Genomic DNA, 24,805 nt, shown 5'->3' with positions numbered 1-24,805 from the left:
ATCATTAAAATTAGTGAAGAGCAAAAATAGCAGTTAATAAAAAGGCGCTAACACTCTGGTGCATAGCGCGTACAAAATATAGGATTAGTATGATTTATTATTATTTTTAGAATCAATCTTAATGCTAAGTTTCCATTATACAAACTTAGTTCCACTAAACTGTAGGCTTTATATAAGAGCTTGTTAAGCCTTTATATAGCCATAAATATTTATATAAGGTTAAGACTCTTTAAAGAAAAATTACTCAAATTCTTTAGCAGCATTGATGGGTAGTATATTTATAGTGACTGCGTGCTACTGTACCGCCTCAGGCACAATACGAATATTAGTATCCTTGATGGCATTACCCACAATAGCATTATCATTACTAACACTGGGAGTAGGCGGACGAGTCTTATCAAACAATACTTGCTCGAATGCAGGTAGCGCGGTTTTCATTAAGCTACCGACGACCATTTGCGGATTTGATGGCTCAAAACCCATAAAGCCTTCACGCTCACGAATCCGTAAGCTAGCATCTTTAAATGCGGCGGCAAAGCTGGTATTTTCACGTAGACTTTCAGCAAAAAAGGCTTGTCCAAAATAAGTCATCTCTGCAGTATTAGTGCAACCAAACGACATTTTATCAGCAGCCGAGGCGGTAATTACCACTGTGGTTGGTGACTGCAATTCATCAATAAAGGAGCCTGAATAACAAGCTGACACTACAATGACACGCCAGCGAATACCGGATGCATCCAGCGCCTGACGCAGCCATACTGGATCTAAATCTTCCATCTCAATAGGTGGGTTAGCAAGCTGCACAATATCTGTGGTGCCATGCGAAGATAAAGTCAATAACAGCACATCTTCATCGGCATTCATTTGCTGACCAATTCGCTTTAACCCTTGCAAAATACTGGTCTTAGTAGCAATTGGCTCATCGAGCCAGCTATAGGTATTATTAATCAATGTGAGCGAGTTGCCACTGGTGCCAAAACGCACATCAAACAACTCACGAACGCGATTAATCTCAGAGCGAAAGACATTTTGTTCAGCAAATCCCGCTACACCCATAAAATACCAATCACTTTTCCCCGGTATATTCGGCTTAATGCTGGCTAACGCTTGCGCTAATAGATGCGGTTGCTTGTACAATGCTGCCTCTTCCAATACAGGCTGTACCGGAATTTGTTTAAAAATAGGCTGGTCGGCAATATTGCCTTGCCAAATAGTCAGTAGTGCAACCGCGCCCACTAAAACGATTAAACGCTCCCACCATGGGGTTCGCAGACGACGAGCAAATAACCACAATAATGCCAGCGTTTGCCATAAGAATAATATTAAAAACAATATCGGTAAAAAAGAATAGCTCCACTCTGGCAACCACCCATGACTACCCAAAAACTGCACCGCGCTTTGCAATAGAGCTGATAACGTATCCGCCACTAACCACAATATGACAGGAACAAACACCAGCGACTGATTACCCGCACGCCGCGCTAAAATGATACCGCCAAGTAAAATAATCGTTGGCCAAATCAGATAGCTAACCAGCCCTTGCTCATTAAACACGCTACCACTTTCGGCAGCCAGCCATGAAAACAACACATTACTACCGAGCGCTAATAACGCAAAAGTAGCAAACTGCATAAAGGTAGGCTTAACCCATGAAAAGGCGCGTGTTGACCCCACCAACATCCACAACGAGGCGATAATATTGGCGGCAAAATTAAGCGAAAAACGCTGAAGAGAGATGGTTTTGAGCGACGAAAGTGACAAAGACTTACACCTCTGGTCAGTCGAGAGAAAAAGAGCGGTATCAATAATTTGATAATACTTTTCAATAGTCTATCTTGGTAATCTATCGCGATTGTAACGGATTGTGAGTAAAGACGATAAGGATGATTTGTAAATCTCATAAAAAAAAGAGGTCTTAAACTAAGACCTCTTTTTTATTCAACGCTCTTATTTTTCTTAGCCTACTATTCAAATTGAATGACAGCTAAATAGATATCAGCGCATTAATAGTTCATTCACACGTTTGAGATAAGCTGCTGGGTCTTCTAATTGACCGCCATCTGCTAACAATGCTTGATCAAAAATCACTTGTGCCAAAGTGTCAAAATCAGCATCAGATTGCTCGCTGGTCTCCAACTTTTTAATCAGTGGATGATTAGGATTAATCTCAAGCGTTGGTTTGCTTTCCGGAACATCCTGCCCCATTTGCTTAAGCATTTGAATCATTTGTGGCGACAGCTCGCCTTCACCAACGACCAGGCAGGCTGGACTATCGACCAAACGTGTTGATACTTTGACGTCTTTGGCACGCAAACCTAATGCGGCTTTGAATTTATCAACCACAGGCTTGAGCGTCTCTTCAGCTTTTGAAGCTTCAGCTTTTTCGGCTTCATCCTGCAAATCGCCCAAGTCTACTGCACCTTTAGCGATATTTTGCAGCGGCATCTCATCAAATGACGTTAAAAAATTCATTGCCCATTCATCAACACGACTGGTCATCAAGATAACTTCGATGCCTTTTTTCTTAAATAGCTCTAATTGTGGGCTATTTTTTGCTGCTGCCAGACTGTCAGCCGTTAGGTAATAAATGGCTTTTTGACCGTCTTTCATACACGCTTTATAATCTTCAAAGCTAGTAGTTTCGCTATCTTGGGTGCTGGTCGCATAGCGTAATAATTTGGCAATACGTTCTTGGTTGCCCATGTCTTCGCCAACGCCTTCTTTGATGACATCACCAAATTCAGCATAGAACTGCGCAAACTTCTCTTGTTTGTCCACATCTTCGCTATTAGCTAGGCTTGCTAATAAAGTCAAAATACGACGGGCGTTACCATCACGGATAGATTTAACATCACGCGATTCTTGTAAAATTTCGCGGCTGACGTTCAATGGCAAATCGGCTGAATCAATGACACCTTTTACAAAACGCAGGTACATCGGTAGCAACTGCTCAGCGTCATCCATAATAAAGACGCGCTTCACGTATAGCTTTAAGCCATGCTGCTGCTCGCGTGTGTATAAATCGACTGGCGCTTTTTTCGGGATATATAACAGCTGGGTATATTGAACCCGACCTTCAACACGGTTATGCGTCCACGCGAGCGGCGCGTCCATGTCATAGGTGATGTTTTTATAAAAATCGACATACTCATCATCTTCAACTTCAGACGCCGTACGTGTCCATAACGCACTGGCTTTATTAATGGTTTCCCATTCGTCGGTCAATACCATCTCGCCGCCAGCTGGCGTATCGTCGTTTTCATCTTCCTTAACGTCTTCTTGCCAAATTTCTTTACGCATCTGAATCGGCAAACTGATATGGTCAGAATATTTATTCACTAACTGCTTAATTTTTCCACGGTCTAAATAGCTGTCTTCGCCTTCAGAGTACTGATCTTTTAGATGTAAAGTGATACTGGTACCGCGCTCTGCTTTGCTAATCTTTTCAACCGTAAAGCTACCCGTGCCATCAGATACCCAGCGCACGCCATTTTCTTCGGCATCGCCAGCTTTGCGGGTTTCAACGCTGATGGTGTCAGCGACGATAAAGCCAGAATAGAAACCTACACCGAACTGCCCGATTAACTGACCATCTTGCTTTTGAGAGTCAGACAATTTGTCTAGGAAAGCTTTAGTGCCAGACTTTGCAATCGTGCCCAAGTTTTCAATCGCATCAGCTTCATTCATGCCAATACCATTATCGGCAAAGGTAATGGTTTTAGCGTCTTCATCGACTGCAATACGAATGCGCAACTCACCGTCATCTTCATACAGGCTGTCGTCATTGGTGGCTTCAAAACGCAATTTATCACAAGCATCAGAAGCATTGGACACCAATTCACGGACGAAAATTTCAGAATTAGAGTACAGTGAATGGGTCACCAAATGTAATAATTGGGCAACTTCTGCTTCAAAGGTATGTTTTTTTAATTCTGGGTTTTGGTTGTCTGCTGAGGTTTGTTCGCTCATAACCGCTCCTTAATGAATAAATAAAAGTAACAAGTTACCGTCGTTCAAACTGACGGACTGTTTATACAAATAGGGGCATAGCAAAAAATTTCAAGCATGAAGCATAGCTTTATTATCATAAACGCCATTATTGATAGCAGTTAACCAAGTAGCACTTACCAATTAGCACGGCATTGGACGCACGGTAAGAATTTGCTCACTGCGCCCAAAGGGACCATAAACATCATGCAATATAGCACTGGTCAGCCCGATGCCATCAGTTCCATACTGCTGGACAGCCTCAAGACCAAGCCACCGACCTTGTGGCAAGCGGTGCATATGAATTTGTAGGTCGGTATTGGGAAACATCCATTGTGCCTCATCCAAGCCCAGCCCGGTACGCGGCACGACGCCATTGGCGGTATCAACCATGCCCATCAAATGGGTTAAATCTTCTGTTGGTACGCCTGATATCATATCGACATCATTCGTAACCCAAACCATGCCACGACCGGGACGGCGATTTGGCTCGGATACCAGTGTTAATGTTTTAATATAACTGCCTGGCCACTTGTGCATCTCTTGCCATTCAGGCAATTGCTCAGGCTGATAAAGAGCAACTGAATCTTCAATTCCAGCAATCGCACGAGTATCTTGCGTCATTAATCGCCACGCACGCGCAATAATGCAATCACGACCTTGACAGCTAAGGACAGATTCTATAAGCGCAATGGTCTTGCCAGCACGGATAAAGCGGGTGGTAATACTGGCTTCTGCTAACGGTATCCGCCCTAAGATATCTAGGCTAATGCGTGCAAGTCGCATATCCTTTTGTGGTGCGAACTGACTTAGCTCATGAGTTAATAATCCAGTTGCTGACGCCATGTGCTGGTCATCAGGATTCCATGTCCCTTGGGTATGATACGTGGGTTGATAACGCGCCACATGGCTACCATCGGCTTGGGGTTCACGATTGATAAACTGGTAATACGCGCTCATGCTTGTCCTTAATCTAGCTTAATTTGGAGTTAGGAGTATTATTAATATCGTCTAATGTAATATTAACCAAACAGCTGTCCTATAATGAACACCTAAAGATTTACTTGGGCTACGGGAATACGCAGCTCTTTTGGCAAGCTAAAGGTAACATTTTCTTCAATACCGGCAAGTTCATCCGGCACTTCTCCACCCCAGTCTTGCAATTGCTGCAGCACTTCTTGAATCAAAACTTCAGGCGCGGACGCACCCGCTGTTACCCCAACGGTTTTTACATTCATGAACCAGCTGCTGTCCATTTCACTGGCGTTATCAATCAGATAGGCTTGGCAATCCATACGTTCAGCAAGCTCACGCAAACGATTGGAATTTGATGAGTTTGGCGAACCTACTACCAGTACTACCTCACAACGACCCGCCAAATCTTTAACTGCATCTTGGCGATTTTGAGTGGCATAACAGATATCGTCTTTGCGCGGTCCCTGAATGCTGGGGAATTTAGTGCGCAGCGCATCGATAACGCGCGCGGTGTCATCCATCGATAAGGTGGTTTGAGTGACAAAGGCTAAACGCTCCGCATCTTGTACAATCAGCTTGTCAACATCCTCTTCATTTTCAACCAAATGAATGTGCCCGCCATGCAGATGGCTAAAGCGCCCCATCGTACCTTCCACTTCAGGGTGTCCTGCATGACCAATTAATACTGCGTCCATACCGTCGTGGGCGAACTTTGCCACTTCCATATGCACTTTGGTCACTAGCGGGCATGTGGCATCAAATACAGTCAAATCTCGGCGCGCTGCTTCATCTTCAACCGCTTTTGACACCCCATGGGCGGAGAAAATCACAATGGCACCGTCAGGCACTTCATGCAGCTCTTCAACGAAAACCGCACCGCGATTGGCAAGGTCTGACACCACAAACTTATTATGCACCACTTCATGACGAACATAGATGGGTGGCTCAAAACGCAGTAAAGCTTGGTTGACAATAGCAATGGCGCGATCGACACCAGCACAAAACCCACGAGGATTGGCAAGATAAATTTGCATAAGACGACCTATCATTGGATAATTTAGATTGGGCTAAAAAAATTAGGCTAACAAGAGTTGCTACTTTAGCATAATTCGCTCTTTCTCCGCACCTTTCAACCCCATTCCTCTCTTTTAGGACACCTTGTATGACAGGTTCATTATTTATTATCACCGCCGCCTCAGGTACAGGCAAGACCTCATTGGTCAAACAGCTGCTTGCCACCACCAATGACTTGACAGTCAGTGTGTCTCATACCACTCGTAGCCCACGCCCGGGTGAAATTGATGGTCAGCATTATCATTTTACTGATATACAGACTTTTACCTCAGCGATTGGTGAAGGCAAATTTTTAGAACATGCTGAGGTGTTTGGTAATTATTATGGCACGTCCGAGCACAGTGTCCGCGCGCAATTAGAATCGGGTATTGATGTGATCTTAGAGATTGACTGGCAAGGGGCATTACAAGTTAAACGCCTCTTTACCGACGCCACCATGATTTTTATTTTACCGCCAAGCGTGGCAACCTTGCGCCAGCGTCTCTCAACGCGCGCCACCGATAGTACAGACGTCATCGAACAGCGTTTAGCTGGCTCAGTACATGAAATGTCGCAGTATGTACATGCCGATTATGTGGTGATTAATGATAATTTTGAAGTCGCATTAACGGAATTAAAAGCCATTATCGTCGCTGACCGACAAACGCTTTCGCGGCAACAAAGCCGTTATCAAACCACCATTGCTACCTTATTACAAAAAGATGGCAGTCAGTCTCAGTAATACCGTAAAAGCATTTGGTAAACTGCGCTAAAAAGCCTCTGCTTGTATGACTAAAAAATGCTATAATAGCGAGTTATTACCCCTACATTTTATGATATATTTTATCAAGGCAGTACGTGCTCCTGTACGCCGTGCTCAGCCGCTGATAAACACAACCGAGGTAGCTATCTATGGCACGCGTAACGATTGAAGACTGTTTGGATAATGTGGATAATCGCTTTGAGTTGGTATTGGTCGCCAGTAAGCGCGCCCGTCAATTGGCTAAAGGTACTGCTGAACCATTAGTAGACGTTGATAATGATAAGCCAACGGTATTGGCATTACGTGAAATCGCTGCGGGTAAAATCACTCGTGATATCCTTAATCAGCCAGAGCATCATTTTGCTGCCAGCTCGTTAGACTTAGCATTATCGGGCAATCACGGCTTCTAAATGTATTTGCTTATCAATAAGCATTATCTTATAAATATTTATGGGTACTAGTTGATAACTAATTATTTATCCATTCATATAACAAGACAGACAAATGTTTATTTTAAGAACCACAGTATAATGCTGTGGTTTTTGCCGTTTATATAACATTGATAACCAATAGTTATAATAACCTTCAGCTTTATTTACCCTCTCTTTGCGGTTAGTGGTTGACATTCATGTCAATTTGCGATTAATTAGAGGGTGGTTTATAAATTATAACTATACCCATTCTAGCAGTACCTTCTTTCGTTTTTCATTATGCTGTGTCTGTTTTATTTCTGAGTTACCTTCTTTACTTCTAAGTTAATTGCTAACTTTACTCTTATAGCCCCTTTAAGCTGTTCAGTAAATACAATAGGATAGTCACTCTATGAGCCAAACCTTGCCCAAACTCAGTCATCATATGGTTGATGAAGCTCAATATAATTTGCTACGTTCGGTCGGCTATTTGAGTGTGGCTGAACGGCGCGATATTATTGATGCTTGTGAGTTCGGTGATATTGCCCATATTAAAGACAAGCGTAAATCTGGAGAACCTTATATCACTCATCCGATTGCGGTTGCTGAAATATTGGCAGGCTTTCGCTTGGATCGCGACACGATTATCGCTGCGATTTTGCACGACACGGTAGAAGATACGGAAGTAAGTGATGAGCAGGTGGCGCAGCGTTATGGAACAGTGGTGGCGCGACTGGTCGATGGTGTGACCAAACTAAAATCCTCGAAGCACAATAAGCAAGAAAATAAGGCAGCAACCTTTCACAAGATATTGACCGCTACCCTTGATGATCCGCGCGTATTGATTATTAAGCTCGCTGACCGTCTGCATAATATGTCTACCCTTGATTCGGTACGCCCTGAAAAACAGCGCTCAACGGCGCAAGAAACGTTGGATTTTTATGTTCCCTTCGCTCGATTGATGGGGCTAAATGATATTGCTGATTATATCGAGGTGCTGTGTTATCGCAACCTTGATTCTGATATGTATAACAAATTGTCTGATAAATTGTTGCAACATGGGCTTGGACGTAATTTTCAGCGAGAAGCCATTCATCGCTATTTAACCATTGTATTGACCAATCTGGGACTGAGCGGACACGTTAAAGTATTGGACAATCGTGTGGTTATTTTCCGCCAATTTTTTCGTAATCGCGGTGAAATCAATGCGTTATTACGCCATTATGCGTTTGAGATTGTGCTCGATAATATTGAGGAATGCGATAAGCTGGCGTATTATTTGATTAAAAAATATCAAATTGATGATGCCCATATCCAAGACAATATTCGCCGTCCGCTACCTGGTGGCAATCAATCGCTGACCCTGATTTATGAGCGCGATAATGACTTTGTTAAAGCCACGATTTTAACCAAACAGATGCAACATGCGGCACGACTTGGGGTCATTGGCGCTGAGCACGCCTCTGATGTGAGCCAATCAGTCATTCAAGCATCACTGCGTAACATGAAAGATTTGGTAGATGAAGACACGTTAAATGAGAATAGCCCAGATTTTTCAGCGGCGGTATCGACTATTAACGATCTTATGGATTACCTGCACTCTAGTAAAATTCTTTGTTACAGTCCGCAAGGGCGTGCTTATGAGTTGCCACAAGGCGCAACCGCGCTCGATTTTGCCTATGCGGTAGGTCCTATGGTCGGTAACGTCGCGGTAGGTACCAATATTGATGGTAAAAAAGCACGTTTGGGTACGGTAGTCAAAAACGGGCAAACGGTTGAGATTGAAGTTGAAAGTGATGCGGAGCCAAAAGCGGAATGGCTTGGCTTTGTAGTGACTAACAAAGCGCGTGAAGAGATTCTGCGTTGGTTCAAAGATTTAGCGCCCGAAGACAAGCAGCGTCATGGACAGCAAGCATTGGACCGTGCGTTACAAACGTATCAGAAGAGCCTTGATGACTTGAGCGCTAGCGACTGGGAAAATCTACTTGAATGGCGCGGTTTGAGCGAAAAGAACACTTTATTTGAGCAAATCAGCTCTGGAACCTTACTGCCCCAACTTGTCGTCTCACGGCTGTTTAGCGATGAAGTCGCCTGTATCCAATCACAAGAGCACGGTACTGATATGGTGCAACCGCAGCAGCTAGTCGCCAATGCTGCGGGCGTTGAACTGGACTTTGCCAACTGTTGTCATCCAATTTATGGTGATCCTATCGTTGGGCACTTATCACGCCACGGACTGGTCGCCCATCGACATAAATGCTTTTCTCTCGATGATATTCGTAAGGACAATCCTTATCAAGTCATCCAATTGCGCTGGCGTGACGATAAAGCCATTCGACGCAATGATAACGGCGAATACGATGAGAAAATCCGTTTCCCAGCGTATTTAAAGCTATCCATTGCCCTAAGCGATGAGCAAATCAGTGAAGTCATTTATCATTTACGTCAGCTAAATATCGGTATCGAAACCGTTGATGTACGCAGTGGCGATACCATCATGCATATTATCGTTCGTAGTCGTATTCATTTAGCCCAAGGTATTCGTAGTATGCGCTCTTTATTGGGCTTCCCTAATATAATGCGTCTATATCAACTATAAGATTACCAGCTTTGAATGATGATTTTTAATGTTAGGGGTTGTAAGATTTTTAGTTAAGGTGATGTGCGATTGCTGCTAAATAAACCATGAAAAAGAGGATAAAACCCTTTATCATGGCTAGGTATAAATTCTCTAGCCAGCTGCTCAAACGTTAGCGATATTAAAAGTTAACCTATTTTAAACCCAAAAGGACATATCATGACTCGTCAAACTATCTCAACTGATAAAGCCCCTGCCGCTGTTGGCACCTACTCACAAGCAGTAAAAGTTGACAACACGGTATACATCTCAGGTCAGCTTGGTCTTGATCCTGTGACTATGGAGCTAAAAGAAGGTTTTGCAGCCCAAGCGAAGCAAGCCTTTGAAAATATCAAAGCCATTTGCGAAGCCGCTGGTGGTAGCTTAAATGACGTGGTTAAATTTAACGTGTCGTTAACCGATTTAAATGACTTTGCTGCACTTAATGAAGTATTTGTGGCAAATTTAAGTGAGCCATATCCTGCACGTGCTGCGGTGCAAGTGGCGGCGCTACCTAAAGGTGGTGTGGTTGAGATTGAGTCTATTTTATATATTGCTTAAGACTTTTATAACTTAGTTATTCGGTACAGCCGAAACATTATTATTAACTTAAAACTTGCTGCTATTGTAGTGAATCAATAAGCCCGAATATATTTATTTGGGCTTATTTGCGTTGAATGGTTTAATAGTTTTTATATTTTATATTTTATATTTTATATTTTATATTTCAGCGTCTATGTTTTAGTTCGTATATTTTAGCTACTGTATTTCGGTTATTATCATTCAGACCCCATACTATTATTTTTACCCTATAAGAGGCTGCTGCCGCGCGTTATGTTGGTACAAGTCGCTCTACCCGTTCCCCTTTACCAAGTATTTGACTATAGCGTGTTGGTAAATACAAATGCTGTGTTGCCTACTATCGGCAGCCGTGTCCAAGTCTCTTTTGGCCGCCAAACGCTTATAGGTATTGTGGTTGCTCATATTGCTCAAGTAGACAGCAGCGTCCCTGCCAGTAAGTTAAAGCCCATTACTCAATGCTTGGACGACACGCCTATTTTAGATGAGCAAATGCTGGCATTGGCATCATGGCTGGCACGTTATTATCATTATCCTTTGGGCGATGTGCTGGCTGTTATGTTGCCAACGTTAATACGTCAAGGTAAACCGCTGGATTTATTGATTACCCATTGGCGAATTTTACCGCATGTGACTGATACTGATTTTCGTGCCAATGCCAATAAGCAAAAGCAGCAATTTGATATGTTAAAGCTGCACGGTGAGCGCGGTGCTAGTGAAGAGGTTTTATTATTAGAAGGTATGCAGCGCAGTTTTTTAACGACGTTAGAGGAAAAAGGACTGATTGAGCGTTATATTAAGCTAAAAACAGCCCCCAAAGCGGTCAGCTTAGCGAAAATGCCGCTTACACTCAATGACGAGCAACAATTAGCGGTTGATAGTATTCTTAGCGCGCATCGTACTGGGCAATATAGTGGATTTTTATTAAACGGTATCACGGGTAGTGGTAAAACAGAAGTGTACTTGCAAGCAATGCAAGCAGTGTTAGAAGCCGGTCAGCAAGTGCTAATTTTAGTGCCTGAGATTGGACTAACACCGCAGACCCGCGCACGCTTTGCCAGTCGTTTTGCGGCGCAAATTGTGCTATTACATTCGGGCATGAGTGATACTTATCGACTGCAAGGCTGGCAAGATTGCCGCACGGGACACGCGCAAATCATTATCGGCACGCGCTCAGCGGTACTGTATCCTTTTGCCAATCTTGGACTAATTATCGTTGACGAAGCACATGATGGCTCTTATAAACAACAAGATAGCCTGCGCTATCATGCGGCTGACTTAGCATTATATCGCGGTATGCAAGCCAAGATTCCTGTAGTGCTCGGTACGGCAACGCCGACTCTTGAGCACCTAAAACTAGCGACTGACGGCAAGTTAATAGAATGCCAACTGCGCACACGCGCTGGTAGTGCCAAGCTTGCCAGCATGCAACTGATTGATGCGCGCTTGCAATCAACCCATCAGCAAAATCAGGATGACGGCGCGCGTTATGATACTGGACTGACGGACCAGCTAATTGGTGCAATAAAGCAAACTTTGGAAGCCGGTGAGCAAGTATTAATTTTTCTAAATAGGCGCGGTTATGCGCCTGTTTTACTCTGTGAAGCCTGTGGTTGGCAAGCTGATTGCCCGCGCTGCGATGCCCATTTAACCGTGCATTATAGTAATCAGTCCAATCACAATTCGTACCTTAAATGCCACCATTGCGATTGGCAAGCGTATATTCCTGCAGTATGTCCCGATTGTAGTAGTCAAAATATAGCTGCTAAAGGCATGGGTACCACGCGCCTAAGTGAAAACCTGCATGCTATTTTTGCTAATCCACAAACCAGCAAACAGCTTTATCCCATTATTCAAATCGACCGTGATACCACACGCAAAAAGGACAGCTGGGAGAAAATCTATCAGCAAATCAATGCAGGCAAACCTGCCATCTTAGTTGGTACGCAGATGGTTGCTAAAGGGCATCATTTCCCCAATGTCACCTTGGTCTGTTTACCCAATGCAGATCGTGGCTTTTTATCCGCTGATTTCCGCTCGCCTGAACATACCGCTCAGCTCATGATTCAAGTCGCGGGGCGTGCTGGTCGCGGTGATAAAGTTGGACGCGTTCTAATTCAAACCTTACAACCTGATAATCCGTTATTGCTTAAACTGGTAAAAGAGGGCTACTTACCTTTTGCTCAAGAGCTATTACAAGAGCGTAAAATGATGGGATTGCCACCGTATAGCCATGCCGCCCTGATTCGCTGTGAAGGTAAAACGCTGGTTGCCACGACTCAAGCACTAAAAGATGCCATTGCGCTCTTGCCAGCCGGACATAATTTAGCGGTACTCGGTCCTATTGATGCGCCTATGACTAAAAAAAATAGCCGTTACCACGCGCAACTGTTACTACTCGCCAAAAACCGCAATCAATTACATCAAGTGTTAAACCACTGGTGGCAACCCGTACTTGCGCTGCCCAGCGCTAAGTATTTAAAGCTCACTTTAGATATTGATCCGGTAGGTTGGTAGTATTTTTTCTTTGTCATTATCTACATTTAACTTTATATTGGTAGTGGCTTTAAGACTGATACTTGTGGTTTACAGCTATTTACTAGCGGATATGTTAAGTTTTTTAGATGCTTTATTAATATAAAACCCTTTTAACTTTTATTATGCTGAGTGTCGTTATGAGTCAACACCATTCCCAGCTTGAATCAAATAATGATAAACGCTTAGACGGTCATTCTGATAACCATAATAGTGGGCAGAGCACCAAAGGCTATCAGCGCACTTTATTATTTAGCTTTATTATCATTGCTGGTTATATGGTGGTTGAAGCCATTGGCGGCTGGCTGACGGGCAGCTTAGCCCTATTGTCTGACGCTGGGCACATGCTGAGCGATGCCATTGCCTTGGGCGCAACGCTACTGGCGTTTAAAATCGGTGAAAAAGCAGCCACAAGTCAAAAAACTTTTGGCTATAAGCGCTTTGAGATATTGGTGGCGGGGGTTAATGGGGCAACGCTGGTAATTATCGCACTGATGATTTTTTATGAAGCCATTAAACGCTTTAATTCACCGCCAGAAATCGCCACCCAAGGGATGCTTATCATCGCTACCATCGGTATGTTGGTTAATATAGGGGTGGCATGGCTGATGCATCGTGGTAGCCATGATGGACATGGACACAATCATGGTGCCACTTCAGATGCTGATACAAACAAACCTGATAACCTTAATATGCAAAGCGCCTATTTGCATGTGTTAAGTGATTTAATGGGTTCGGTTGCTGCCATTATCGCTGCGTTATTAATGATGACGTTGGGTTGGGTATGGGCAGATGCTGCCGCTTCCGTTATCGTCGCAATATTGATATTAATAAGCGGCTGCCGCGTGATGCGCGATTCGGTACATATATTGATGGAAGGCACGCCAAAGGGATTATCACTAGAAACAATTGAGCAGCGCTTGGTTGAGCATGCGCAGGTGCAAAAAGTGCATGATATCCACGTTTGGAGTATTACCAGTGGTCTGCATGCACTATCGTGTCATGTGGTTGTCGATGGCGACATGCGCATTCACGAGGCAAGCAAGCTCATTGCTGAGCTTGAACAACGGCTGCAAGACTTGAGTATTAGTCATGCGACCATTCAAGTAGAAAGCGGCACTCATCCACAAACTGTCGCCCACTCTGACGCGCTCGTTTGCGATATTGCTGCTCGTTCTACAAGCAATAGTAGTCATCATCATGGGCATTCCCATTGATTGATATACCCAATTTTTCCAACTATCATCTTTTTTAGGCGCTAAAAAACTTATCATACAGCCTACCCTTTGGCTTTTTAACTTATGCGTTTATAAGACTGTTAACGCTTATAACTTTGATATTCCTGATAACGCTGATAGCCATAACGAATAGTCGACCAAAAGAACCAAATCGGTGTTAGCAGCCAAATTAGCGTCGCGAGACCTAATAAAGTAAATCGAATTCCCATATCAAATACCCCATCTCTAACATTTGGCAAATAAGAAGAACCCATATTAGAGGTAAAGAACAGCCAATATCCAAAAAAAAGTAACAGTCCGGCGCTCAACAAGTTTGTTATTACTTTACTCAGTATATCCAAGATAAAACGATGTTTTTGATAATCCGTTCTTATTTTTTTATCTTTATTTATATACACATAAAACTCCATAAACGCTGCTGTTTGTTATTGTTGTCGAACGCTTAATATAATCTTTTTTATTATGGATTTATAAGTACTTCTCATTTATTAAAGTTCTCTTATAAAAAGATAAAGATACATATCTCTATGAGAAATTGGCAAGATAAAATCGATAAGGTCAAAAATCATCAACAAATTAATCGCACGCCCGTTTGTAGCGTTGTGTTAGGATGAGAAAAATGATAAAAATAAATGACCCTTTGATTATTGTTTGCCTTTATTGATTTTGCTATCTCTTTATTTACTTTATCCAAGTTGTTACTTACTACCATTTGATGACCACTACCATGTCTAGACGTTCAGCCGCTTTTGTCGCCCCAACTTTATTAGAAGGCGCTATCCTTGACCCTTTATCTACAGAGGGTAAAAAACATGCGAAACTGTTGCTCTCAACGCTGCAAGAGGATATCGCGCGTTTTCGGGATGCTCATTTTCCACCTGATATTTTACGCCAAGTTCGTGATATGCCCATCTATGAAGGTAATTTGGCAGAAGTACAAACCTATCAGCAAGGTTGGCAAGCGCTCATTGACCGTGCGATGGCGTTTTATCCGAGCGCCTACTTGCCGCCAGATTATCTACCGCTTCCTGCCAGCCTTGAAATTCCGCAATTTGTTTATCACGTTCAACGCTTACATCTGACCAAAACTCGTGCTAAAGAATCAAAAAGCTTCGGTTCTGTTGGTGCGGTGATAGATAAATGTGGCGATTATACCCCGCAAGAAATCACACGTATGTCAGCAATATTTGAGGCTAATGATGAGGCACGATTGGTGGCGCATCGAGAGTTTATTGATTTGCGTGCTTATGTGTTTTGCCGTGATAATAAGGGCGAGATGTTAGAGCCTGAGCGGTTACGTTTTTATCGTACCGGTCTTATTGTCCATGCCCTGCCTAATTTTAAAATTGTTGACAGTCGGCAAACGCCGCGCAAGCGCCGTAATGATGCTTATAGCAATCCATTAGCGGACAATGGCGAGTGGAAAATCTATCGTAAAAAATAATTTTTATCACACTTATTCTTAATACTTTTTGTGCTGTTTTTTGTTGTACCATTTTTTAGACACTGCTGAGGAAACAATATGTTCGCTGCCGCTATCGGCTCACCAAACTTGATGTTACAAGCGACTATTTTTCTGGGTGCAGCGCTACTTTTTGTACCGCTGGGCAAGCGGTTTGGCATCGCCACGGTGCTGGGTTATTTAATCACCGGCTTAATACTTGGTCCCAGTGCTTTTGATATCGTTGGCGATGCTGAAAGCCTGCTGCATTTTTCTGAGTTTGGCGTGGTCATGCTGCTATTTATTATAGGGCTTGAGCTACAACCCTCTCGCCTTTGGGCGCTACGGCGATCTATCTTTATGCTTGGCGGTTTGCAAGTCGGGTTGACTGGCGTGCTACTGATGGCAATTTTATATCAGTTTTTCTCATTACAATTAGATACTGCTTTTATCGTCGGCTTTGGCTTGGCACTCTCCTCCACCGCCTTTGTTTTGCAAATTTTGACGGAAAAACAGCAACTCTCTAGCACTCATGGGCGTGAAGCTTTTACTATTTTACTGTTTCAAGATATCGCTGTTATTCCGTTACTGGCGGTTATTCCCTTCTTATCAGGCGTACGTGAACAAAGCTACGATTTAATTTATTTTGGCAAAGTATTTGCTGTTTTTGCAGGTTTGATTTTTTCTAGCCGCTATATCGTGCGTCCATTTTTTAAATTTGTGGCATTAAGTGGTGCCAGTGAATTGCTCACCGCTGTGGCGCTATTTATCGTTATGGGTGTGTCCATATTAATGGAGCATATCGGGCTATCAATGGCGTTAGGCGCATTTTTAACTGGCGTATTACTCGCTGATTCTGAGTACCGACATGAGTTAGAGGCTAGTATCGAGCCATTTAAAGGGCTATTGCTCGGCTTATTTTTTATGTCGGTAGGTATGCTAACTGACGTTAAACTGGTCATGTCTCAGCCACTATTTGTTATTGGCTGTGCCATTGGGCTCATGTTTCTAAAGTTCGGTGTAGTCACTGCAATTGCCAAGGTTTCTGGTAATCGCTGGCCGACCAGTATTCGACTGGGGGTGACGTTGGCACAAGGCGGAGAATTTGCCTTTGTTTTGTTTAGTGTGGCGTCTGCTCAAAATGTCTTGCGCCCTGAGCTAGCGAATATGCTGAACCTTATTGTCACCATTTCAATGGCGCTTACCCCAGTTGCCTTTGTACTATTAGAGAAGTTTGGCGAGCCTTATTTTGCCAAGCGAAAACCCAGCCGTGAATACGACACCATTCCTGACGAAGAGCATGCAGTCATTATTGCTGGCTTTGGACGCGTTGGACAGATTATTGGGCGGGTATTACGGCTGCACAATATTGAATTTACCGCGATTGAACGTTCTGCAAATCGGGTAGATTTTGTGCGTAAATTCGGCAATCAAGTCTATTATGGCGACCCAAAAAATCCTGAAATTTTGCGTGCAGCAGGTATCAAAAAAGCCCGCTTATTTATTATTGCGGTAGATGATTTGGAGCGCTCGATAACCACTGCGCAGTATTTAACCCGCAATTATCCCAATCTGATTATTTTAGCGCGCGCACGTGACCGTCAGCATTACTACCGCCTGCGTGAAGTCGGTGTGCGCCATATTTGGCGTGAGACTTATTTATCATCGCTCGATATGTCGCGTGAGTCTTTGCAACTGCTGGGTATATCGCCGCAAAAAGCACGCGAAACCATTCAAACTTTTCGTAATTACGACGATGATTTGATTGAACGCCAACAAGCCATTTATGGTGACGAAGCCAGTATGATTGAGTCGGCGCAATCCGCCTTGGCAGAGCTTGAGAGTTTGTTTGATGAAGATATTGATAAAGCCCGAAAAATGGATTTGGGTGAATTTCATGAAGCGTTAAGACAACAAGCAACGCCTGTTGAGGTGACAGACTCGCCGAGTCCTAACGATAAAACTTAGGTATCACGATGCTATTAAAATAAATGACTGAAAATCAGATTATTATTTAATTTTCATGGACTTCACACGTTACTGATGTTAATTACTAATACAACTTTTAGGCGCTTGTTTCTTATTCAGAGAGCTGACGCATTGCCAGTTATCACTGGTTGCCTCGTGATAAAAGACTAAAGTTTGACCATTTAAATAGCGAATTGGGAATTGTGCATTTCGTACGGTAGCAATCACCGCGCAATCAGTAACCGGTACACCGTCTGCTTGATTACTCACATGCATGGTGACTTTCTGGGCGTCAGTACTTAGTGGTAAATCAATGGGGCAACTTCCTGTCTGCTGGTAAATAATCGCTACGCGTGTTTGAGCATTTTTGGCAATATCATAAGCGTCAAATAGCACTTCACGCTCCTTTTGCTTGGCAATAATAGGTAAGAACTGTACATTGATGACCATTAGTGCAAAGGCAAAAAACCCAAACCCCAGTCCTAACCCGTATAAACTTACTCCACCTTCACGCTTTAGATGAACCTTTTGTGCGGCCTCATCACGCGGATAATCATTAATCGCATCGGCAATTTCTCGCCGTGCCATCCGGTAATAATACGCATCTGTCCAGCGCGCCACCATAAACGACCAAAACAGCCAAATCATCGCCGCAATACCAATTCGCGTTGCCATATGATAGGCATCGGGGATATAGGACATCGCTGCAAATTCAAAAAATACCAGCACCAATGCCACATTAAGCTGAATAAAAGACCATCCCGCAACGCTATAAACAATCGCATCCATATAACGCTTGCGATACAACAGCCAAGGAAAAGTCATAAAAAAAGCTGCCCAATGCCATTTGGGCGACAAATACCCTTGCTTATCAAACTGCTCAAAGCGCTTTATGTAATAGCGCTGAGTTCGATGTCCAATAAACCACTGGTCTAATTGTTTACGCTTGGCAGCCGTCAGTTTTTCTTGATAAAACGGCGGCGGCGAATCCGTCTCAATGAATAACATAGGAGCCTCGGTTGGCTAATAAATTTGGCTGATAAACCAGAAATCTTATTATCAGTTCTATATTATAAGATAATGCCAAGCCCTATGTATAGTTGACTATAGGTGTAAAATGAATAGATAAGCGTTGATGTGCTGACCTGACTATAAATGAGCGACGGATAGACGTTCACACTAGAAATAATTTCGCCTATAATAGACTCAAACTCTAACCTTATTAAGCCCTAACCTCTTTATGAATAACTTGACCAATCCAGACACTCATACCATGCCCGATAATGACGCTGATATTAGCGTTGATGTTGACATTAATAGTGCAGCGGATGATACCGCTAACGCCCCAGAATCAAGTAAACATATCCGTATAGTAAATACCTTTATGAAGCGCCGTACGCATATGAATAAAAATGCTGAGCAAGCGCTGACTGACCCAGAATTTAGTCAGTATTTGGTCAATAATAGCTGCGGTGATGGCAATCTTGACGGTATTGATGACTTGCGGATTTTATTTGCCGATACGCCAAATGGTATTGAAGCGCAGCTTACACTTGAAATTGGCTTTGGTCTTGGTGACTCATTTATCGAGATGGCAGCAGCCGAACCGGCGCGCAATTTTGTTGGTATTGAAGTCCATGAGCCTGGTATTGGTAAATGCGCTTACATGGCAGGTACACAAAACTTAAGCAACGTTAAAATCATCAATGGTGATGCCATTCAACTGCTTAAACAATTACCAGAAAACCATATCGACCGTATTCAGCTGTACTTCCCTGATCCATGGCAAAAAAAGCGCCATTATAAACGCCGCTTTGTGAGCCCCGAGCGCATGGCAATTGTGTTGCGTAGTCTCAAGAAAGGTGGCTGGTTTCATACCGCAACCGATTGGGAGCATTATGCCTTTTGGATGGTTGAAGTGTTAGACAACATCTCAGGATTGACCAACCTAGCGGGTAATGGCAACTTCACGCCTCGTCCAGATTTTCGTCCGATGACGAAATTCGAGCGTCGCGGCTTAGAACGTGGGCACGGAGTTTGGGATTTAATTTATAGCAAAGATTAAATATTACCGTTTGGTACATCATCTATCCTAATAATAGCGGCTGTATGATACAGTCGCTTTTTTATAGCAATGTACTTTTATCTATTATCCTAAACCGCAAGAAACTCAATATTTACCCGCAACTAGAATTCTTTCTAATAAAGCCACCGAGAAATTCTCATTTTCTTGCATTAATAATTGTTATTAAAAAGTAGAATATATTCTTTTAACATCACTAAGATATTCTCATGTAACAACGGCGTTACTTATCATTTGATTAACTTAATACGCAATCCAAACCTATTATCTTTATGCCTATCATCGATTATAGATGCCAATCTTATAGTTTCTAAACCATACGATACCCATAAATCAGCCATCATAAAGACTGTTTGCTCCGCTAATAAATGCTTATTGATAAACATCAATGATGTGAAACATAGCAATAACTGATGTCTTTTATTGCGGATTAATAGTCTGGAATTCGATTATTTTAATAATATGGCGACTTATCATTATTATTATGCCAAGCGCAAACCTTGGTAACATAAGGGATACACGAGTTCTCCACATTAACTGTGGATAACCTTGTGGATAACCATCTACTTGACACGCAGCTGGCTTGATGGAATAAAGGATAAGATAAAACTGGTTACTTTTTGTACAATTTATTTAGATAATAAAATCAATAACTTACCTATAGGCTAAATAATAGCTTAATTATCTTAAAATAATTTTTAAGCATGAAAATGTTTCACAGTATTTACTGTAAGTACCTATTTATAAGGGTTGATGACCAATTAGATTACTATCATCAATCTATTCACCTTATCATAGTAAACACAGCATTTCATAACGAATAATTCGAATAATAATTAGCTGCAGAAATTTAATAAAACATTGTGCTTTATCGTTTGGATTTTTTATATACGACAGTGAATGTCGTATAGCGTTTCCTATTCTCAGCTATCTTAAGCTGACTTTGATATAATAACCTTAGCCCATCAAACGATGGATAAAACTATAAATGACATAACATAGCGATGTAAGCAATTATCTATAAAATGGACTTTGTTTCACTTTTATTATTTACATTAAAGTAATACGAGTCATTTGTATTACTTTGTGCTTAGCATAATTATCATGACAGATACGATAAAAAACGCGATGACGCCTAAGATAAGTTTCTGGTACAGTTCTTCACTTTTTATCCTCACCTCTACTTCTTTAAGTTTTTATATTATTAATTAACGACAAGGTATCCATTATGGACGACAATAAAGCAAAAGCTCTTAAAGCGGCACTCGGCCAAATTGAAAAGCAGTTCGGTAAAAACACCATCATGCATTTAGGCGATAGTTCCGCAGCGCTTGATGTCGATGTGGTCTCAACGGGTTCGCTCGGTTTAGATATTGCTCTTGGCATTGGCGGTTTACCAAAAGGTCGTATTGTTGAGATTTACGGTCCAGAAAGCTCAGGTAAAACGACCATGACGCTCCAAGCTATCGCAGAGTGTCAAAAACAAGGCGGGACTTGCGCCTTTATTGATGCTGAGCACGCACTAGATCCTGTTTATGCGCGTAAGCTTGGGGTAAATACTAACGACTTATTAATCTCTCAGCCAGATAACGGTGAGCAAGCGCTCGAGATTACGGATATGTTGGTACGTTCAGGTGCCGTCGATATGATTGTCATTGACTCCGTTGCTGCATTGACGCCGCGTGCTGAAATTGAAGGCGAAATGGGCGACTCACACATGGGCCTACAAGCACGTTTGATGAGCCAAGCATTACGTAAAATCACCGGTAACGCCAAACGCTCCAACTGTATGGTGGTGTTTATCAACCAAATTCGTATGAAAATTGGCGTGATGTTCGGTAGCCCAGAAACCACAACAGGTGGTAACGCGCTTAAGTTCTACGCCTCAGTGCGTATGGATATTCGTCGCATTGGTGCGGTCAAAAATGGTGACGAAATCATCGGTAACCAAACCCGTGTGAAGGTCATCAAAAACAAAATGGCACCACCGTTTCGCCAAGCTGAATTTGAAATCACCTATGGTGAAGGCACCAATCATCTAGCAGAAGTAATTGATTTGGGCGTGGAAATCGGTGCTGTTGGCAAAGCAGGCTCATGGTATAGCTACGGCGATGAAAAAATTGGTCAAGGTAAAGCCAATTCAGTGCTGTTTTTAAAAGAAAATCCGGTGATTGCTGAAGAAATTGAAGCTAAAATTCGTGCCGAAAAACTCGGTGTGAAAGATGACAGTAAAGTACCAGATGCAGCCGATCTTAATGAAGAATTAGATGCAGAGCCAATGCAATAGCCATTTATTGATTATCGATTAGCCGTTATGAAGATTCAAACATTAGCCGAAATACTCGCTGAGTCAGAACCTGACTCAGCGAGCTCGTCTGTATCTAAAAAAAAGAGCATCTCTAAAACTGACAGCAACACTAATAAATATCCTAACAAGCCAAAATTAGACTATCAAACATCTGATGGCTACCCGTCTTCCAATCCTACTATTAGTAATGATTCTTTTACTACTCATCTATCATCTAAAAAATCCAAAAAACGCAAAAAAAAATTTCACCCAGCAGCGAATTTTATTGCTGAACCTACCGACGCACCTGACTATCAGACGCTAGCGCCGCAAAGTATCAAAGAGATGCTGGCTGAAGTAAAACGAGATATCCACAACAATAATAACGATATTTCTGTTACCAATTCATTATTATTATCAAGTTCAGAAATATCCTTAATCGACCCTACAGACAATTTACCCTCTGCCCTTAAAGCATATTTACGCTCGCCGGAACAACGCCAAGCAGATATAGACGCTATTAAAGCGGAAAGCCGTTTGCGATGGTTGGCATTTTATTATCTGTCACGGCGTGAATATGGCAAAGCTGAACTGCGGCAAAAACTGATTGATAAAGAACAAGAGCTTGAAAAAATCGACACTTTGTTAGACGAGTTTGAAGAAAAAGGCTATCAAAGTGACTATCGCACTACCTTAATGCTCATCCGTGAAAGTATTCGTAAAGGTCGTGGTCGAGGTCATATTAAGCAGGAGTTTTATCGTAAAAAAATTGAGATGCCAAGCAATATTGATGAGCTGATCGATATGGCAAATGAAGATTCTGATGAGTTTAGAGAGTTTATTGATGATAGCGAAGACAGCTTAGTTGTAGGCGTTGATTGGTTGAAACTTGCGGTCACGGCTCGTACCAAAAAATATGGTGACGATATCCCAACTGAGCAAAAATCAAAAGCGCAACAATTGCGTTTTTTGCAATATCGCGGCTTCGATATGGATATTTGCTTTCAAGCGCTCAAATATACGTTAGATACTTTAGATGAGCGCTTTTAGCATGAATTTTTCACATTTTTTAATTAAGACTTTTATTAAACGTTTTTAATGCCGTATATTTTACGAAATGATTCTGATACATCTAAAATAACGGATTAATAGTAGCCCAGTATCTTCCACCACACTAGCCCAGCGCCAATCCATACTACCAGATTCACTACACTCATTATTGCCCCTATAGTCCACCACTCGCCAAGAGTTATATAATTAGAGTTAAAAATAACAGGCGCGGTTCCCGTTGCGTAATGGGTCAAAGTCATCATAATATTACCTGCTGCCGCTAATATTAATGCGTATAGCATTGGTGGCGCACCTAAGCTTAGGCCTACGGCGTAAAAAGCGGCAAACAGCGCGGTAATATGCGCAGTGGTACTGGCAAAAAAGTAATGAATATATAGATAAACCAAGGTTAAAATAGCAACTGCGCCCATCCAACCAACACCTGTCATACCGATCATATTTTCAATATTACTTGAAAACCAGCTTACCAAGCCCAGCGTATTTAAATATGATGCCATCATAATTAACGCACCAAACCAAATAATGGTATCCCAAGCAGATTTTTCCTTAAGAATATCTTCCCAAGACAACACGCCGGTTAATATTAACGTGGTCAAACCAATAAACGCGGTCGTTGTTGCATCAACACTAAAGCGCGCACCAAAAATTAGCTCGGGGATATTCGCCCACAGCACCAACATCAGAGCAAATACGCCAAGCATTATTTTTTCATCGCGACTGACGTCACCCATCTCCGTTAGATTATCTTTGGCAAAACCTTTAGCATCAGGAGTTTCCTTTACTTCAGGCGGATAAATAAGATAAATCACCAGCGGCATGAGGAGCAAACATAGCATCCCTGGGATAAACATCGCCACTGCCCAAGTCGTCCATGATAGCTCAATTTGGCTGCCTGTAGCCTTATTCACCAAATCGACCACTAATGGATTGGGTGCGGTAGCAGTAATAAACATACCGGAGGTGATTGGATTGGCATGATAATTAACCATCGCTAAATAACGACCAATCTTCTTTTGCGTGCCCTCTTCTGGCGTTGAATGAAAGCTCTGTGCAATAGATTTCATAATAGGGTGAATAATACCGCCACCACGCGCTGTATTAGACGGTGTAATAGGAGCAATCATCAGCTCAGCTGCAGTCAAAGAATAGGCGACCCCTATCGTTTTTTTACCGAAAATAGAGATAAAATAATAAGCAATGCGGCGACCCAATCCGGTTTTGATTAACCCTCGTGAAATCATCACGGCGATACCAATTAGCCAAATCAATGGGCTAGAATAGCTAGATAGGGCATCTCGTATTGCCGCTCCAGGACTCTCATTGGTAACCCCGGTAAGCGCAACCAACGTCACTGCAATAATAGCAATCGCACCAATTGGCAGTACTTTGCCAATAATAGCCACAATAGTTGCGATAAATAACGCCAGCATATGCCACGCTTCTGGCGTTACGCCTGAAGGTACTGGAATAAAAAACCAGATAATCAGACCGACTGATACGGCAATAGCAGCAGGAATAGGCTTAAAGGGCATCATAGAAACCTCCTTGTCACAAACTTGAATCACTATCTAGCACTATTTATAAAGCAAAATAGAATGGGTAATGATGCCATCATATAATAGTTAGCAATAACCGCTATGCCTGCTCACCGTTTTTAACATATCTTTTTATTTCTTATTAAACCAATCTAAAGTTATCGGTTAGATATAATGAGAGATAGCTATGAGTCGATTCAAGATAAAAAATGGACAGATATAAAAAAGAGCACATTAATAAATGTACTCTTTTTTATTACTTT

At 42.3% G+C, this 24,805-nt stretch carries 18 protein-coding genes; 11 read left to right on the top strand and 7 right to left on the bottom strand.

Annotated features, from left to right (window positions below; translation table 11 throughout):
• Positions 1–294: 294 nt before the first annotated feature.
• The 4 genes from H2245_RS08740 to ispH all read right to left on the bottom strand — a co-directional run bounded on the left by H2245_RS08740 (position 295) and on the right by ispH (position 5,996).
• The gene (locus tag H2245_RS08740; protein ID WP_182407016.1) at positions 295–1,761 is read right to left on the bottom strand and encodes a C13 family peptidase; all 1,467 of its coding nucleotides are present in this window, start codon (positions 1,759–1,761) and stop codon (positions 295–297) included.
• A gap of 234 nt (positions 1,762–1,995) precedes the next feature.
• Positions 1,996–3,969, bottom strand: coding sequence for a molecular chaperone HtpG (gene htpG / locus H2245_RS08735; RefSeq protein ID WP_182407015.1), 1,974 nt, complete (start codon positions 3,967–3,969; stop codon positions 1,996–1,998).
• Between the two features lie 162 nt (positions 3,970–4,131).
• On the bottom strand, positions 4,132–4,947 hold the full coding sequence (locus tag H2245_RS08730; protein WP_182407014.1) for a thioesterase family protein: 816 nt from the start codon (positions 4,945–4,947) through the stop codon (positions 4,132–4,134).
• A 92-nt stretch (positions 4,948–5,039) separates the two neighbouring features.
• Positions 5,040–5,996, bottom strand: coding sequence for a 4-hydroxy-3-methylbut-2-enyl diphosphate reductase (gene ispH, locus H2245_RS08725; protein ID WP_182407013.1), 957 nt, complete (start codon positions 5,994–5,996; stop codon positions 5,040–5,042).
• A gap of 128 nt (positions 5,997–6,124) precedes the next feature.
• On the opposite strand from ispH, the gene gmk reads away from it, so the two are divergent.
• The 6 genes from gmk to H2245_RS08695 all read left to right on the top strand — a co-directional run bounded on the left by gmk (position 6,125) and on the right by H2245_RS08695 (position 14,136).
• On the top strand, positions 6,125–6,757 hold the full coding sequence (gene gmk, locus H2245_RS08720) for a guanylate kinase (RefSeq protein WP_182407012.1): 633 nt from the start codon (positions 6,125–6,127) through the stop codon (positions 6,755–6,757).
• Positions 6,758–6,927: 170 nt separating this feature from the next.
• Positions 6,928–7,188: a DNA-directed RNA polymerase subunit omega gene (gene rpoZ, locus H2245_RS08715; protein ID WP_182407011.1), complete on the top strand. Its 261-nt coding sequence runs from the start codon at positions 6,928–6,930 to the stop codon at positions 7,186–7,188.
• 412 nt (positions 7,189–7,600) lie between these two features.
• Entirely contained in the window at positions 7,601–9,787 is a 2,187-nt protein-coding gene (locus tag H2245_RS08710) for a bifunctional (p)ppGpp synthetase/guanosine-3',5'-bis(diphosphate) 3'-pyrophosphohydrolase (RefSeq protein WP_182407010.1), read from the top strand.
• Between the two features lie 198 nt (positions 9,788–9,985).
• A complete protein-coding gene (locus tag H2245_RS08705; RefSeq protein WP_182407009.1) occupies positions 9,986–10,366 on the top strand; it encodes a RidA family protein in 381 nt (126 codons plus the stop codon).
• Positions 10,367–10,639: 273 nt separating this feature from the next.
• A complete protein-coding gene (locus tag H2245_RS08700) occupies positions 10,640–12,901 on the top strand; it encodes a primosomal protein N' (protein WP_182407008.1) in 2,262 nt (753 codons plus the stop codon).
• A 158-nt stretch (positions 12,902–13,059) separates the two neighbouring features.
• Positions 13,060–14,136, top strand: coding sequence for a cation diffusion facilitator family transporter (locus tag H2245_RS08695; protein ID WP_182407007.1), 1,077 nt, complete (start codon positions 13,060–13,062; stop codon positions 14,134–14,136).
• 101 nt (positions 14,137–14,237) lie between these two features.
• Here H2245_RS08695 and H2245_RS08690 read toward each other — a convergent pair whose 3' ends face one another.
• Positions 14,238–14,555 carry a hypothetical protein gene (locus H2245_RS08690; RefSeq protein ID WP_182407006.1) on the bottom strand — a complete coding sequence of 106 codons (318 nt, stop codon included), beginning with the start codon at positions 14,553–14,555 and terminating at the stop codon, positions 14,238–14,240.
• Positions 14,556–14,884: 329 nt separating this feature from the next.
• Between H2245_RS08690 and H2245_RS08685 the strand changes: the two genes are divergently transcribed.
• Positions 14,885–15,601 (top strand): hypothetical protein, encoded by a 717-nt coding sequence (locus tag H2245_RS08685; protein ID WP_182407005.1) that lies wholly within the window; start codon positions 14,885–14,887, stop codon positions 15,599–15,601.
• Between the two features lie 78 nt (positions 15,602–15,679).
• Positions 15,680–17,566, top strand: coding sequence for a monovalent cation:proton antiporter-2 (CPA2) family protein (locus tag H2245_RS08680; RefSeq protein WP_182407004.1), 1,887 nt, complete (start codon positions 15,680–15,682; stop codon positions 17,564–17,566).
• Between the two features lie 78 nt (positions 17,567–17,644).
• Here H2245_RS08680 and H2245_RS08675 read toward each other — a convergent pair whose 3' ends face one another.
• On the bottom strand, positions 17,645–18,574 hold the full coding sequence (locus H2245_RS08675) for a pilin (protein ID WP_182407003.1): 930 nt from the start codon (positions 18,572–18,574) through the stop codon (positions 17,645–17,647).
• A 232-nt stretch (positions 18,575–18,806) separates the two neighbouring features.
• On the opposite strand from H2245_RS08675, the gene trmB reads away from it, so the two are divergent.
• From trmB to H2245_RS08660, 3 genes are all read left to right on the top strand, one after another.
• A complete protein-coding gene (trmB, locus tag H2245_RS08670; RefSeq protein ID WP_404944671.1) occupies positions 18,807–19,631 on the top strand; it encodes a tRNA (guanosine(46)-N7)-methyltransferase TrmB in 825 nt (274 codons plus the stop codon).
• A 1,246-nt stretch (positions 19,632–20,877) separates the two neighbouring features.
• Complete coding sequence (gene recA, locus H2245_RS08665) at positions 20,878–21,936, top strand: recombinase RecA (RefSeq protein WP_182407002.1); 1,059 nt, start codon at positions 20,878–20,880, stop codon at positions 21,934–21,936.
• Positions 21,937–21,963: 27 nt separating this feature from the next.
• Complete coding sequence (locus H2245_RS08660) at positions 21,964–22,986, top strand: regulatory protein RecX (protein WP_182407001.1); 1,023 nt, start codon at positions 21,964–21,966, stop codon at positions 22,984–22,986.
• A gap of 95 nt (positions 22,987–23,081) precedes the next feature.
• Here the strand turns inward: H2245_RS08660 and H2245_RS08655 are convergent, their stop codons facing one another.
• Positions 23,082–24,539 carry an anion permease gene (locus tag H2245_RS08655; protein WP_182407113.1) on the bottom strand — a complete coding sequence of 486 codons (1,458 nt, stop codon included), beginning with the start codon at positions 24,537–24,539 and terminating at the stop codon, positions 23,082–23,084.
• Positions 24,540–24,805: the final 266 nt, after the last annotated feature.

Origin of the sequence: Psychrobacter sp. GP33 (assembly GCF_014119005.1) — a bacterium.
Lineage (GTDB): Bacteria > Pseudomonadota > Gammaproteobacteria > Pseudomonadales > Moraxellaceae > Psychrobacter.
This window is presented reverse-complemented; position numbering and strand designations above follow the sequence as displayed.

What these genes read in the sequence shown, in the direction of transcription:
- H2245_RS08710 (WP_182407010.1), top strand. Translation starts at nt 7,601, where the DNA reads ATGAGCCAAACCTTGCCCAAACTCAGTCATCATATGGTTGATGAAGCT.
- recA (WP_182407002.1), top strand. Translation starts at nt 20,878, where the DNA reads ATGGACGACAATAAAGCAAAAGCTCTTAAAGCGGCACTCGGCCAAATT.
- H2245_RS08695 (WP_182407007.1), top strand. Translation starts at nt 13,060, where the DNA reads ATGAGTCAACACCATTCCCAGCTTGAATCAAATAATGATAAACGCTTA.
- rpoZ (WP_182407011.1), top strand. Translation starts at nt 6,928, where the DNA reads ATGGCACGCGTAACGATTGAAGACTGTTTGGATAATGTGGATAATCGC.
- htpG (WP_182407015.1), bottom strand. Translation starts at nt 3,969, where the DNA reads ATGAGCGAACAAACCTCAGCAGACAACCAAAACCCAGAATTAAAAAAA.
- H2245_RS08705 (WP_182407009.1), top strand. Translation starts at nt 9,986, where the DNA reads ATGACTCGTCAAACTATCTCAACTGATAAAGCCCCTGCCGCTGTTGGC.
- trmB (WP_404944671.1), top strand. Translation starts at nt 18,807, where the DNA reads ATGAATAACTTGACCAATCCAGACACTCATACCATGCCCGATAATGAC.
- H2245_RS08730 (WP_182407014.1), bottom strand. Translation starts at nt 4,947, where the DNA reads ATGAGCGCGTATTACCAGTTTATCAATCGTGAACCCCAAGCCGATGGT.
- H2245_RS08660 (WP_182407001.1), top strand. Translation starts at nt 21,964, where the DNA reads ATGAAGATTCAAACATTAGCCGAAATACTCGCTGAGTCAGAACCTGAC.
- H2245_RS08700 (WP_182407008.1), top strand. Translation starts at nt 10,640, where the DNA reads ATGTTGGTACAAGTCGCTCTACCCGTTCCCCTTTACCAAGTATTTGAC.
- ispH (WP_182407013.1), bottom strand. Translation starts at nt 5,996, where the DNA reads ATGCAAATTTATCTTGCCAATCCTCGTGGGTTTTGTGCTGGTGTCGAT.
- H2245_RS08655 (WP_182407113.1), bottom strand. Translation starts at nt 24,539, where the DNA reads ATGCCCTTTAAGCCTATTCCTGCTGCTATTGCCGTATCAGTCGGTCTG.
- gmk (WP_182407012.1), top strand. Translation starts at nt 6,125, where the DNA reads ATGACAGGTTCATTATTTATTATCACCGCCGCCTCAGGTACAGGCAAG.
- H2245_RS08685 (WP_182407005.1), top strand. Translation starts at nt 14,885, where the DNA reads ATGTCTAGACGTTCAGCCGCTTTTGTCGCCCCAACTTTATTAGAAGGC.
- H2245_RS08680 (WP_182407004.1), top strand. Translation starts at nt 15,680, where the DNA reads ATGTTCGCTGCCGCTATCGGCTCACCAAACTTGATGTTACAAGCGACT.
- H2245_RS08675 (WP_182407003.1), bottom strand. Translation starts at nt 18,574, where the DNA reads ATGTTATTCATTGAGACGGATTCGCCGCCGCCGTTTTATCAAGAAAAA.